The organism is Streptomyces sp. NPDC006261 (assembly GCF_040613515.1).
In the GTDB taxonomy this organism is placed as follows: domain Bacteria; phylum Actinomycetota; class Actinomycetes; order Streptomycetales; family Streptomycetaceae; genus Streptomyces.
This window is the reverse complement of the sequence record NZ_JBEXSI010000027.1, coordinates 88,096-101,639: the sequence shown is the minus strand read 5'-3', so window position 1 is coordinate 101,639 and position 13,544 is coordinate 88,096. Positions and strand designations below refer to the sequence as shown.

Genomic DNA, 13,544 nt, shown 5'->3' with positions numbered 1-13,544 from the left:
ACCGCCAGATCACGCCCTCGAACTGCTGCCGCAGCCGGGTGGGATACGGGCCGTACTCGCCAATTGGCAGGTACGGCGCGATGAACTCCCACTCCCCATCCGTCAGTTGCACGCGCGTCATGCACTCAGGACTACAGGACCCGTCCCCGAAGCGGAGGCGCATCCCACAGATTGATCACGACTCGATACACGCCCTAGGTTAGTCAACTCTGGTCAACTACCGCGTCACGATGGCGGGTCGCGACCATGTCGGCATGACCGAGCCGACGAGGTACAGCACAAGGGCTCTCGAACTCCCTCTGCAACTAGGGCGGTTGGAGCCGACGCCTGTCGAAGGTTGCGCCGGATGCGTTGAGTTGGCGAACGTGCGAGATCGCGCCCGGACGGGTGGCGACTGGACGACGGTTTCCGACTGCAACGTCTTCTTGCGGCGGCATCCCCAGGGCCACTAGGTGACGACCGCCCCAGAACGTCCACGTGCCGTAGCGCCATCCAGACGGCAGCGGAAGCAGACCGTTCAGCCTGCCCCAACGCCGCCCCCTGCCCCGATCACGTCGTACTGCGGCACGTGCGCCGGACGCCGTGCCATCTGGTGTGACGGGTGTTGCGGATTCGCGGGGTGTGAACTCTGTGCGTGGACGTTTAAGCGCCCGTGCCCGGCGTGCGTTGGCGGAGACGCAGAACGCATCCGCTGGTGAACCGGTACGCCCTCAAAGCCTGCCCGTAGGCTGCGCGGCGTGGCAGAGATATGGAGCACGTTGGTCGGTGCCGGAGCTGTCGTGGTGGGTGCGGGCCTCACTGGTGGGTTCACCCTGCTGAAGGGACGACAAGAACGCGTAGACAAGGAACGTGACCGGCTAGAGCAGCGGACGAGTCGGCATCGTGAGATACGCAGAGACGCGTATATCGCTCTCCTCAGCGACGCGAAGTCAGTGGACAGCTTGCAACGTGACTTCTCGCCTTCCAACCCCCTACCGCGTACGGAGTACCTGCGGGAGCTGACGGCGGCAACCGATCAGCTCTATCAAAGCCTGCTGATCGTTCGGATCGAGGGTCCGGACGAGGTAGCCGCTGCTGCCCAAGAGCTCGTCTCCAAGTACAGCTCTCTGAGCAACCAGATGCACTCGGACGACGGAGTCACCCTGGGCGACCTGTTGAACGGCCGGTTGGCAACGCTCCAGGCGCGCGAGGAGTTCCTAGCAGTCACGGCGAGGGCGCTGGACAGCCGCTCGTGAGCTGTCCAGGTGTATGTATGGTTTGAGCAGACACCCTCCCTCATGACCGGTGTTCAAGGCGGCCAGCAATTCCGTCACTTCAACACCTCGGACCTCTCCCACCACCAGACGGTCAGGACGCATCCGCAGCGCCTGGCGCACCAGGTCGCGCAAGGTCACCCGGCCCGCGCCCTCCTGGTTGGCGGGGCGGGACTCCAGGCGCACCACATGGGGGTGGTCGGGGCGCAGTTCGGCGGAGTCCTCGGCGAGCACGATCCGCTCGTCCGCACCGACGGCGCCCAGCAGGCTGGCGAGGAGGGTCGTCTTGCCCGCCCCGGTACCGCCGCTGATCAGGTACGAGAGACGGGCCTCCACCATGGCCCGCAGGATCCGGTCGCCACCCGGCGGCACGGTCCCGGCTTCCACCAGCTCCGCCAGGGAGAAGGCCCGCGGACGCACCACCCGCAGGGAGAGGCAGGTCGAGCCGACGGAGACCGGTGGCAGCACGGCGTGCATCCGCGTCCCGTCCGGCAACCGCGCGTCCACCCACGGCCTGGCATCGTCCAGCCGCCTGCCCGCGACCGCGGCGAGGCGCTGGGCCAGCCGGCGAACCGCCGCCGCGTCCGGGAAGGTGATCCCCGTCAGCTGAAGCCCGCCGCCCCGGTCCACCCACACCCGGTCGGGTGCGGAGACCAGCACATCGGTCACCTCGGGGTCCGCGAGCAACGGCTCCAGCACGCCGGTTCCGACGAGTTCGCCGCGCATCTCGGCCGCAGCCCCGAGTACCTCCGCATCGCCCAGCAGCCGCCCCTGGGCCCGAAGCGCGGCCGCCACTCCGGCAGGTGTGGGCGCGTCACCGCTACGCGCCAGCCGTTGGCGTACGGCATCCAGCAGCGCATCGGTCATGGCGCGCCTCCCCCGGCCGGAGCCGCCGCGGAACCCCGCTCCCCCACTGCTGCCGCCGCCTGCTCCCAGAACTCCGTGCAGAAGCGGGCGAGCGGCCCGCGGGCGCTGCCGCCCGGTGGCATTCCGGCGTCCTGGGCGGCCAGGAGATCCGGTTCCAGGGGCAGTTCACCGACGAGCGGCAGGCCGATGGCCTGGGCCACCCAGCGCTCGTCCAGACCTGCCGCATACGGTCCCCGAGCCACCACCCGCACGTCGTCCAGCACCATGCGAACCGTGGACGCCACGCGCTTCGCAGCCGCGACCGCCCTCAGCTCGCCCGGCACCACGAGCAGGCCGAGGTCGAGCTGGGCCAGGGCCTCCGCGACACCCTCGTCCACCCGGCGCGGCAGATCGACGACCACCACCCCGCCGAGCCGGCGCGCGGCGGCCAGGACCGCCCGCACGGCCTGCGGGGCGATGGTCGCCTCGTGGTCACGGCCCCAGCTCAGCACCCGCAGTCCGTGGAGCGCGGGCAGGGAGTCCTCCAGCGCCCCGCCCCCGAGGCGACCCTTCGAGTGGGCGAAATCCGGCCATCGCATGCCCTCGGCCCGTTCTCCGCCAAGGAGGACGTCGATGCCTCCGCCCAAGGGATCCGCGTCGATCAGCATCGTCCGCCGCCCGGACCTCGCCGCGCTGACGGCGAGGGCACAGGCCAGCGTCGATGCGCCGGAGCCGCCCCGTCCGCCGATCACCCCGACGGTGAGCGCGGGCCTGCCGACGCCTTCGACCGCGTTGGCGATCTGATCGACGAGCCAGCCCTCCGAATCCGGCAGCCGCAACACGTATTCAGCCCCGATCTCGACCGCCCGCCGCCAGACGTCCGGGTCGTCCTGGTCCCGCCCGACCAGCATCACCCCCCGCCTGCGGGCGGCCCCGCGGCATCGCGCGGCCGCGTCGTCGCCCACCAGGACCATGGGGGCCCGCTCCCAGGCGCCCCGCCGCCCGGGCGGCCCGTGATGAACCTCCGGCTCCGCGCCGGCCGCCGCGCAGAGCCGCAGCAGATCATCGAGCAACTCCACGTCTTCCGTCACGATCAGCGGTCCGCCGCGTCGCCCTTCGGCGACCGTCAGCCCTTCTCGCGTGAGGGATCCAGCCACGATCTCCGCCCCCTTCTCACTGCTCCTTCAGTGCGGTTCGCGGCGATCTCGGGCGTTTCCGAGATGCGCGATTCCGCTACCCGCGGACTTCGCGGGAGGAATCAACGTGCAGCACCTCGGAAAAACATGTGGATCTTGCTCGAAAACTGTGGACAACTTCGGCGTTGTGAATATCTCCGTCACCCGAACCGGCGACTTCCGGAGCGCAGCCCCGCTGCTACACACTGTGACGAGACGAGGCTCGCGTCGACGCCTCGCACGTCCGGGCCTCGCAGGGTCCGGAAGGGAGAGAAGCGCTGGTCCCGAACGCCAGAAATGCATCCGGACATGCGACGACCCCCGCCGGGGGGGAGAGCGGGGGTCGTCCCCACGGCCGACTCGGGGGGGGGAGGAGCCGGACCGGGGTTCGCACGGTCGCGAACGATCCGTGACTTCCATGGTGTACCCGAGGGCCCTCTCAGGCAAACCCACGCACCGGATTTTACGCCGAATGGCGGCCCCCTATGCTCAGCCTTGTGGAAAACTGCTTCTCGCCGCGCACAGCAGCCTTCTTTGACCTGGACAAGACGGTCATCGCGAAGTCTTCGACGCTGACCTTCAGCAAGTCCTTCTACCAAGGCGGACTGATCAACCGCCGTGACGTACTGCGCACCGCGTACACACAGTTCGTGTTCCTGGCCGGTGGCGCCGATCACGAGCAGATGGAGAAGATGCGTGCCTACCTCTCCGCCCTCTGCAAAGGGTGGAACGTCCAGCAGGTCAAGGAGATCGTCGCCGAGACCCTGCACGACCTGATCGACCCGATCATCTACGACGAGGCGGCCACCCTCATCGAGGAACATCACACGGCCGGCCGCGACGTGGTCATCGTCTCGACCTCCGGCGCGGAGGTCGTCGAACCGATCGGCGAACTGCTGGGCGCCGACCGTGTCGTCGCCACGCGCATGGTCGTCGGTGACGACGGCTGCTTCACGGGAGAGATCGAGTACTACGCCTACGGACCGACCAAGGCCGAGGCGGTGAGGGCGCTAGCCGTCTCGGAGGGGTACGACCTTTCGCGCTGCTACGCCTACAGCGACTCGGCGACCGACGTGCCGATGCTGGAAGCGGTCGGCCACCCGCACGCCGTCAACCCCGATCGCGCGCTGCGCCGCGAAGCGACCCTTCGCGAGTGGCCGATTCTCGTCTTCAATCGCCCGGTCCGGCTGAAGCAACGACTCCCCGACTTCTCCATGCCGCCGCGCCCGGCACTCGTGGCGGCCGCCGCGGTCGGCGCCGCAGCCATCACCGCGGGGCTCGTCTGGTACGCCAGCCGTCGGCGCGCCGCAGGGACGGCGCTGCCAGGCTGAGGCGATCCGCGACCAGGGGGAACGGGGCAGCCCCCTAGGCACCGACCCATGGGCGCCACCGTCCGGTTCGCCCTTGATTGAACCTAAAAGTAAAGAAGTGCGGTCAGGGCTTTCCCTTCCACCGGTCCTGGAGTACAAAGGATGCAACGGCCCGCGAGACCAAGGACATCCGTGAGGATGACCTGTAACGCAGTGATGGCCCCACGGACCGAGCACGAAGGCCGAGCACCCACGCGACGTCGACCCGTCGATTACGGGCCAGCCGCACCAGGTGACGGGCAAAGCACCCGACCTGATGGGCAATTTACGAGGACGCTTGGTAACTGGGCGGACGTGCCAGCGGCGGTACCGCATTTCGGTACCGCCGCAACCTTTTCCCCGGGCCGATTCCTGCTCGTCCGGACCGTCCCGATCCGTCCGCCAGGGCCTGCCCTCCCCCGCCACCCAGGAGCTGCCGCCCGAGCGTCGGCCCCGCCGCCCTCGCGCCGCCTACGCCGCGCCGCGCTGCAGGGCCTCGCAGACCGCCGTCGACTCGCGTACCCCCAGCTCCACCGAGCGCCCGCAGTGCGCGATCCACGCGGCCAGGCCTGCCGGGGTCCCCGTCGTAAAACCCCCGAACGCCGCGAGGTACGCAGCCCGCCCCTGTTCCGCATGGCCCACCTCGGCGGGGCAGATGGACTTCGGGTCCAGCCCGCTGCCGATCAGCACGATGCGCTCGGCGGTCCGCGCCACCAGGCCGTTGTGCGAGCCGAAGGGGCGCAGCGCCAGCAGTTCACCATGGACCACCGCGGCCGTCACCAGGGCGGGAGCCGCGGTGCCCGCGATGATCAACTGTGACAGCCCTTCGAGCCGTCCGGCCACCTCGTCGGCGCCGGGGAGCGGCGCCTCGATCAGCGGTTCGTCGACAGGTTCTCCAGCCAGCCGCGGGCGGCCGACCGCGTCATCGGGCGCGGCCCCACCGGCCGCCACCAGGTGCAGCCGGGCCAGCACCCGCAGCGGCGACTGCCGCCAGATGGAGAGCAGTTGCCCGGCCTCCGCAGTGAGCCTCAGCGCGGCTCCGACCGTGCGCGCCTCGTCCTCACCGCTGAAGTCGGTGCGCCGACGCACCTCCTCCAGGTTCCAGTCCGCACCGGCGAGCGCCGCCGACCCCCTGGAGCCCCGCAGCGCGGCCTCGGCCGTGACCTCGTTGCTGCGGCGGCGCATGACGCGGTGACCGTAGACCCGGTCGACGGCCTTGCGGACGGAGTCCACGGCATCGGGCACTCCGGGCAGGGAGCCAAGCGTGGCGAGCGGGTCTGAGGCAGTCGTACTCATAAGGAGCGAGGCTACGCGCCCCCTGCACCCGGACCGCCCTCAAGTGGCCATCTTCACGAACATCGACAGCGCAGCGCGATCGACCAGCTACCCTAGGTGAACATGAAGATCGCTTTCGTCGGGAAGGGCGGCAGCGGTAAGACCACGCTGTCCTCGCTCTTCATCCGCCACCTCGCCGCCAATGAAGCCCACGTCATCGCCGTCGACGCCGACATCAATCAGCATCTGGGGGCCGCCCTCGGCCTCGACGAGGCGGAGGCGGCCGCGCTGCCCGCCATGGGTGCGCACCTCCCCCTCATCAAGGATTATCTGCGCGGCACCAACCCCCGGATCGCCTCCGCCGAGACGATGATCAAGACGACTCCGCCCGGCGAGGGCTCACAGTTGCTGCGGGTCTGCGAGGACAACCCGATCTTCGACGCCTGTGCGCGTACGGTCCGGCTCGACGACGGGGACATCCGGCTGATGGCCACCGGCCCGTTCACGGAGTCCGACCTCGGAGTGGCCTGCTACCACTCCAAGGTCGGGGCCGTCGAGCTCTGCCTCAACCACCTGGCCGACGGACCGGACGAGTACGTCGTGGTGGACATGACCGCCGGGTCGGACTCGTTCGCTTCGGGGATGTTCACGCGCTTCGACATGACGTTCCTGGTCGCGGAGCCGACCCGCAAGGGGGTGTCGGTGTACCGCCAGTACAAGGAGTACGCACGGGACTTCGGTGTCGCCCTGAAGGTCGTCGGCAACAAGGTGCAGGGCCAGGAGGACCTGGACTTCCTGCGTGCGGAGGTCGGCGACGACCTGCTGATCGGGGTGGGTTACTCCGACTGGGTACGGTCCATGGAGAAGGGGCGGCCGTCCCGGTTCGAGCTGCTGGAGGCGGACAACCGGATGGCCCTGCAGGTTCTCCAGGACGCCGCCGAGGACTCGTACGAGTTGCGCGACTGGGAGCGCTACACCCGGCAGATGGTGCACTTCCACCTGAAGAACGCGGAGAGCTGGGGCAACGAGAAGACGGGCGCCGATCTGGCCGCCCAGGTCGACCCTTCCTTCGTGCTCGGTGAGCGGCGGGCCGGAGCGGGCGTCCCGGCACCCGCCTGAGCCGCCGATCCCGTACCCGGCCACGCGAAGCGCCGCGATCCCGCCGCACGCCTCGTCACCCCGGCCACGTTCGACCAGGGTGACGGGAGGGGCCCTCAGTGCCTGTCCGCGCTCCGGGCCGCCGGCTCGTCGGCCTCCGGGCCTGCCGCCTTGTCCTTCCCGGCCTTCGGGGCAGCCGCGGCCTGGGCGCCGAGGTAGGTCTTCCACCCCTCCTTGGGCGCCTCACCGACGCCGAGCGTGGCGAGCTTGGCCAACGCCTGCGGGTCCTGCGCGTCCAGCCAGTCCACCAGCTGCCGGAAGGAGACGCAGCGGACCTCTTCCTTGGTGCACACCTTCGCGATGGTCTCCTCGATGGCGCGCATGTAGGTGCCACCGTTCCAGGACTCGAAGTGGTTACCGATGATCAGCGGCGCCCGGTTCCCGTCGTACGAGCGGTCGAAGGCCTGGAGCAGGCCGTCGCGCATCTGGTTGCCCCAGTAGGTGTGCTGGGAGGGGTCACCCTGGGTCTTCGTACCGGACTGGTTGACCATGAAGTTGTAGTCCATGGAGAGGGTCTCGAAGGCGCGGCCGGGCATCGGGACGAGTTGGAGCGGGATGTCCCAGACGCCGCCCTTCTTCTTGGGCCAGACCTGGTTGCCGACGCCGCTGGAGTCATAGCGGAAGCCCATGTTCCGGGCTGCGGCGACCATGTTCTTCTGCCCTTCGAGGCAGGGGGTGCGGGCGCCGATCAGCTCCTGGTCGTAGTCGAAGGGAAGCGGAGCCTCACCCTTCAGCTCCGGAGCGTTGGTCTTCCAGTTCTTGACGAAAGCTTTCGCCTGATTGATCTCGCTCTTCCACTCCTCGACGGACCAGGTGCCCACACCGCCGTCCGGGCCGCAGAAGTGGCCGTTGAAGTGGGTGCCGATCTCATTGCCGTCCTTCCAGGCGGCGCGCACTTCGGCGAGGGTGTTGCGAATGCCCTCGGTGTCGTTGAAGCCGATGTCGGAACGGCCCGGCGAGTGCTGCGGCGGAGCGTAGAGGGATCGTTTCTCCTCAGGCAGCAGATACACACCGCTGAGGAAGTACGTCATGTTGGCGTTGTACTTCTTGGCGACGCCGCGGAAGTGCGAGAAGAGCTTCTGGCTGTCCTCGCCGGCACCGTCCCAGGAGAACACCACGAACTGCGGGGGCTTCTGACCCGGCGCCAGGCGCTGGGCGGTCGGCATCTTCGGCTGGGCACCGGTGAAGGCGGTGGAGCCGTCCCCGATGAGCTTGACGGCGTTCTTCGGGACGGCCTCCGGGGCGTTCTCCTTCGCGCCGTGGGCACCCTTCTCGGCGCCCGCACCCGTTCCGCCGGGCTCGGAACCCCCGGAGCCCGCACCGGAACAGCCCGCGAGTACGGCGACCAGCGCCGCGGTCATGACGCCCGAGGCGATCCTCTTCGTGGCGGCCATCATCCGCCCACCCTCTTCCTTGCAGGTCATTTGCATTGCATGCCGACACGGCGTGGCCAAACTCGCATGCAGCCCTGCGGGAAGGAGAGCGACAGGCCGAATGAAAAGCTGCCTATTCACTTGAATGGGTGACGCACTGACCTAAATGCCGTGAATGCCAGACGCTCAGCTTTACTCTCCATTACCATTCTTTTTACTGAGAGTTGAAAAGACGCGCCGCGGCACACCGAGACTCACGGCCGCGTCCCTCATTGCCCTGGCGCCCGCGCTACCTCCGGAGGAGACGGGAACATGTCTGCCTGCGCCCCCACTCGTCATGCCCCCCACCCGCCGTCCGCGCCACCGCCGCGCCCCGGGCAGGAATAGCCCCCACGCTCGCCCCGGTGGTGATTGCGACGACTGTGGCGGCGCCCGGCATCGCCCGGGTCGGCCTGCCGTCCTGCCGGTCGCATCGCCCGGGTCGACCTGCTGTCCTGGCGTTCGCACACCCTGCCGGACCTGCCCCAAGGCCCCGTTCCCGCCCCGGCCACCGCGGTGTTCACCTGCACCGGCTGGGCCGTACGAAGATCCCCGTGACCGAGCAGGGCGGCGCCATGTGGAGACAGTGCACGGCCAGTTGACCCTTCTCGCCGTGCCGCGGATCGCCCGTGACCTCGGGCAGCTGCCGCCGGGCGCCGACGCGACCGTCGAGCTGGACGGCTTCTTCATGGACCACGTCGCGTACGAGGCGATCCGGACCCGGCGCGGCGCCCAGCTCACCCAGGGCGGCCGAATCGCCTTCACCGGCCGGTCCGGCAGCCGCATCGCCGAGCCCGCCACCGCGGCCGACTCCCGCTGCCGCCCCTGGACCCCTTGGCGCAACCACCACTGCCACGACCACCCCATGAGCCCGCAAACGCGACGAACGATCTCGGCACCACCGACACGCTCGGCCGGCTCCCCGCCGACGAGGTCGAGCAGCTCTGCCTCACCAACGGGGTCCAGCAGTTGGAGCACCTGCGGCCTCACGAGGCGGTGGCCCGGCGGCTCGCCGAGGGGACGCTCCAGTTGCACGGCCTGTGCTTCCACGTCGACGAGGCGCGGGCGTGTCTGCTGACCGAGGAGTCCAGCTCCGGTAAGGGCTCCGACGGGGTCTTCGACCGGGTCGGCACGGGAGAGCTGGAGCGCACCGGCGTGTGAGCCGGCGCGGCACCCGCGACTGAACCGGACAGCCCGCGGGTCCGTGAGACCTGATGACCCCGCTCCACGCCGTACGGCAGGAAGAGCAGCGCCAGAACCGACAGACCGACTTTGCGCCACACATCGTGAACACGCGTCGTAAAGCCGCCCTGACCAGTGGAGCGGGATCATGCTTCCATACACGAAGACACAGGTCTAAACCAATTCCCGGCAGACACTTGTCACCTGGCCTCGCGCCTGATGAGCTATGCCCCGGGACACAACGGACACCCTGGGACTGGGAGAAGTCGTGAGCAACGAGAGCCTGGCCAACCTGCTTCGGGAAGAGCGGAAGTTCGCTCCGCCTGCCGAGCTGGCCGCCAACGCCAACGTCACCGCAGAGGCGTACGAGCAGGCCGAGGCGGACCGGCTGGGCTTCTGGGCCGAGCAGGCCCGCCGCCTGACGTGGGCCACCGAGCCGACCGAGACCCTCGACTGGAGCAATCCGCCCTTCGCGAAGTGGTTCGCGGACGGCAAGCTGAACGTCGCGTACAACTGCGTGGACAGGCACGTCGAGGCCGGCAACGGCGACCGGGTCGCCATCCACTTCGAGGGCGAGCCCGGCGACAGCCGCGCCATCACCTACGCCGAGCTGAAAGAAGAGGTCTCCCGCGCCGCCAACGCCCTGACCGAGCTCGGCGTCGGCAAGGGTGACCGGGTCGCCGTCTACCTGCCGATGATCCCCGAGGCCGCCGTCGCGATGCTGGCCTGCGCCCGCATCGGCGCCACGCACTCGGTGGTCTTCGGCGGCTTCTCCGCCGACGCCATCGCCACCCGCATCCAGGACGCGGACGCCAAGGTCGTCATCACCGCCGACGGCGGCTACCGCCGCGGCAAGCCCTCCGCGCTCAAACCCGCCGTCGACGACGCCGTCTCCCGTATCAAGAGCGTCGAACACGTCCTCGTGGTCCGCCGCACCGGTCAGGACACCGCCTGGACCGAGGGCCGCGACGTCTGGTGGCACGAGATCACCGCTCGGCAGTCCGCAGAGCACACCCCCGAGGCCTTCGACGCCGAGCAGCCCCTCTTCATCCTCTACACCTCGGGCACCACGGGTAAGCCGAAGGGCATCCTGCACACCTCCGGCGGCTACCTCACCCAGGCGGCCTACACCCACCACGCCGTCTTCGACCTCAAGCCCGAGACCGACGTCTACTGGTGCACCGCCGACGTCGGCTGGGTCACCGGCCACTCCTACATCGTCTACGGACCGCTGGCCAACGGCGCGACCCAGGTCATGTACGAGGGCACCCCGGACACCCCTCACCAGGGCCGGTTCTGGGAGATCGTGCAGAAGTACGGCGTCACGATCCTCTACACGGCCCCCACCGCGATCCGCACGTTCATGAAGTGGGGTGACGACATCCCCGCCAAGTTCGACCTGAGCAGCCTCCGCGTCCTCGGTTCGGTCGGTGAGCCGATCAACCCCGAGGCATGGATGTGGTACCGCAAGCACATCGGCGCCGACAAGTGCCCGATCGTGGACACCTGGTGGCAGACCGAGACCGGCGCGATGATGATTTCGCCGCTGCCCGGCGTCACCGAGACCAAGCCGGGATCCGCCCAGCGCGCCCTGCCGGGCATCGCCGCCACGGTCGTCGACGACGACGCCAACGAGGTGCCGGACGGCGGGGGCGGCTACCTCGTCCTCACCGAGCCGTGGCCCTCCATGCTCCGCACCATCTGGGGCGACGACCAGCGGTTCCTCGACACCTACTGGTCACGCTTCGAGGGCAAGTACTTCGCGGGCGACGGCGCCAAGAAGGACGAGGACGGCGACGTCTGGCTGCTCGGCCGGGTCGACGACGTCATGCTCGTCTCCGGGCACAACATCTCCACCACCGAGGTCGAGTCCGCCCTCGTCTCCCACCCGGCGGTCGCCGAGGCCGCCGTGGTCGGGGCGAACGACGAGACGACCGGCCAGGCCATCGTCGCCTTCGTGATCCTGCGCGGTACGGCCACCACCTCCGACGAGCTGGTCGCGGAGCTGCGCAACCACGTCGGCACGACGCTCGGCCCGATCGCCAAGCCCAAGCGCGTCCTGCCGGTCGCCGAGCTGCCCAAGACCCGCTCCGGCAAGATCATGCGCCGCCTGCTGCGCGACGTCGCCGAGAACCGCGAGCTGGGCGACGTCACCACGCTCACCGACTCCTCCGTGATGGACCTGATCACCACCCAGCTGCCCTCCTCGTCCTCCGAGGACTGAGGAACACCTCCTGTGACGGTGCCGATGGGCGCCCGGCGACATGCCGGGCGCCCATCGGCGTCTACGGGGATGATCAACGGGTAGGGGTTGAAGCACCCCAGGTAGAGTGGGCACTTCCAGTCATAACTTCACATAGATCTCCACAGGGGCGCCGGGAAGTCTGGTCGGCACGTGTCATTACTCATGCCATTTTCGCCGTACACATCCGGAGGACTCTCTCGTGGCCCCGCCCACCCCCACCCCCTCGCCTTCCCCGCCCGACCGCACCCTCCTGGGACGGCTCCCGCTACCGGAGCGGAGTTACGTCGCCGAAGCACTGCGCACCGAGACCGTGGGGGGTGTGCTCCTCCTGATCGCGGCCGTCGCGGCACTCATCTGGGCGAACACCTTCGGCGGCTCGTACGACTCCGTGAGCCACTTCCACTTCGGTCCCGGCTTTCTCGGCCTGGACCTTTCTGTGGCGCACTGGGCGGCCGACGGACTGCTTGCCGTGTTCTTCTTCGTCGCTGGCGTCGAGCTCAAGCGAGAACTGGTCGCCGGCGAGCTCCGTGACCCCAAGGCCGCCGCCCTGCCGGTGGTAGCAGCCCTGTGCGGCATGGCGGTGCCCGCCCTCGTCTACACACTCACCGTGGTCGTCGGTGGTGGCTCCCTTGCCGGCTGGGCCGTGCCGACCGCAACGGACATCGCCTTCGCACTCGCCGTCCTCGCGGTGATCGGTGCCTCGCTGCCGTCCGCGCTGCGGGCTTTCCTGCTCACCCTGGCGGTCGTCGACGACCTCTTCGCCATCCTGATCATCGCGGTCTTCTTCACGTCGGACCTGAACTTCCTGGCTCTCGGTGGGGCTGTCGTCGGCCTGGTCGCCTTCTACCTGCTGCTCCGCTTCGAGGTCCGGGGCTGGTACGTGTACATCCCCCTGGCCCTGACGATCTGGGGCCTGATGTACAACAGCGGCGTCCACGCCACCATCGCCGGTGTCGCCATGGGCCTGATGCTGCGCTGCAGCCGCCGCGAGGGCGAAGCCCACTCTCCTGGAGAGCACATCGAGCACCTGGTGCGCCCGGTGTCGGCCGGCATCGCCGTCCCGCTCTTCGCTCTGTTCGCAGCCGGAGTGACCATGAGCGGTGAGGCTCTGGCGGGCGTCTTCACCCGGCCCGAGACCCTCGGTGTCGTCCTCGGGCTGGTCCTCGGCAAGACCTTCGGCATCTTCGGCGGTACGTATCTCGCGGCCCGCTTCACCAAGGCGGAGCTGAACAAGGACCTGGCCTGGGCGGACGTCCTCGCACTCGCCTCCCTGGCGGGCATCGGTTTCACCGTCTCCCTCCTCATCGGCGAGCTCGCCTTCTCGGACGATGCGGAGATGACCAACGAGATCAAGGCTGCTGTCCTGGTCGGCTCGCTGGTCGCGGCCCTGCTCGCCTGCGTGCTGCTCAGGATGCGCGTACGCCGGTACCGCGCCCTCTTCGACGCCGAGGAGCTGGACGAGGACGGGTCCGGGGTCCCCGATGTCTATGAACAGGAAGATCCGGGGTACCACCTGCGGATGGCCGCGATACACGAGGAGAAGGCGGCCAAACACCGCCGCCAAGCCGAAGAGGCGGGTGCAGCGCGCAACATGCCGGACAGTCCGGCATGATCTGACATCGGATGTGTCGAAGACGGAGAGGGAGTCA

The 13,544-nt window shown here is 69.0% G+C and carries 9 protein-coding genes and 1 pseudogene; 6 read left to right on the top strand and 4 right to left on the bottom strand.

What is annotated here, in order from left to right; all coding sequences use genetic code 11:
- Positions 1–254: 254 nt before the first annotated feature.
- A complete protein-coding gene (locus ABZ154_RS19605; protein ID WP_356834216.1) occupies positions 255–452 on the top strand; it encodes a hypothetical protein in 198 nt (65 codons plus the stop codon).
- A gap of 648 nt (positions 453–1,100) precedes the next feature.
- Here ABZ154_RS19605 and ABZ154_RS19600 read toward each other — a convergent pair.
- Together ABZ154_RS19600 and ssd are read right to left on the bottom strand one after the other, a co-directional pair.
- Positions 1,101–2,120 (bottom strand): annotated as a pseudogene (locus ABZ154_RS19600) (TadA family conjugal transfer-associated ATPase); the annotation flags it as partial.
- Positions 2,117–3,256, bottom strand: a complete 1,140-nt coding sequence (gene ssd, locus ABZ154_RS19595; RefSeq protein WP_356834214.1) for a septum site-determining protein Ssd — start codon at positions 3,254–3,256, stop codon at positions 2,117–2,119. The pseudogene ABZ154_RS19600 and the gene ssd, both read right to left, overlap by 4 nt.
- A gap of 503 nt (positions 3,257–3,759) precedes the next feature.
- Here ssd and ABZ154_RS19590 point away from each other — a divergent pair.
- The gene (locus ABZ154_RS19590) at positions 3,760–4,605 is read left to right on the top strand and encodes an HAD family hydrolase (protein WP_356834212.1); all 846 of its coding nucleotides are present in this window, start codon (positions 3,760–3,762) and stop codon (positions 4,603–4,605) included.
- A gap of 489 nt (positions 4,606–5,094) precedes the next feature.
- Here ABZ154_RS19590 and ABZ154_RS19585 read toward each other — a convergent pair whose 3' ends face one another.
- On the bottom strand, positions 5,095–5,919 hold the full coding sequence (locus ABZ154_RS19585; RefSeq protein WP_356834210.1) for an oxidoreductase: 825 nt from the start codon (positions 5,917–5,919) through the stop codon (positions 5,095–5,097).
- 102 nt (positions 5,920–6,021) lie between these two features.
- Here ABZ154_RS19585 and ABZ154_RS19580 point away from each other — a divergent pair, with 102 nt between their 5' ends.
- Complete coding sequence (locus ABZ154_RS19580; RefSeq protein ID WP_356834208.1) at positions 6,022–7,017, top strand: ATP-binding protein; 996 nt, start codon at positions 6,022–6,024, stop codon at positions 7,015–7,017.
- 95 nt (positions 7,018–7,112) lie between these two features.
- Here ABZ154_RS19580 and ABZ154_RS19575 read toward each other — a convergent pair whose 3' ends face one another.
- Positions 7,113–8,453 carry a hypothetical protein gene (locus tag ABZ154_RS19575; protein WP_356834226.1) on the bottom strand — a complete coding sequence of 447 codons (1,341 nt, stop codon included), beginning with the start codon at positions 8,451–8,453 and terminating at the stop codon, positions 7,113–7,115.
- Between the two features lie 849 nt (positions 8,454–9,302).
- Here ABZ154_RS19575 and ABZ154_RS19570 point away from each other — a divergent pair.
- The 3 genes from ABZ154_RS19570 to nhaA all read left to right on the top strand — a co-directional run bounded on the left by ABZ154_RS19570 (position 9,303) and on the right by nhaA (position 13,507).
- Positions 9,303–9,629 (top strand): hypothetical protein, encoded by a 327-nt coding sequence (locus ABZ154_RS19570; protein ID WP_356834206.1) that lies wholly within the window; start codon positions 9,303–9,305, stop codon positions 9,627–9,629.
- 247 nt (positions 9,630–9,876) lie between these two features.
- Positions 9,877–11,874, top strand: coding sequence for an acetate--CoA ligase (gene acs / locus ABZ154_RS19565; protein ID WP_356834204.1), 1,998 nt, complete (start codon positions 9,877–9,879; stop codon positions 11,872–11,874).
- A gap of 220 nt (positions 11,875–12,094) precedes the next feature.
- Complete coding sequence (gene nhaA / locus ABZ154_RS19560) at positions 12,095–13,507, top strand: Na+/H+ antiporter NhaA (protein WP_356834202.1); 1,413 nt, start codon at positions 12,095–12,097, stop codon at positions 13,505–13,507.
- Positions 13,508–13,544: the final 37 nt, after the last annotated feature.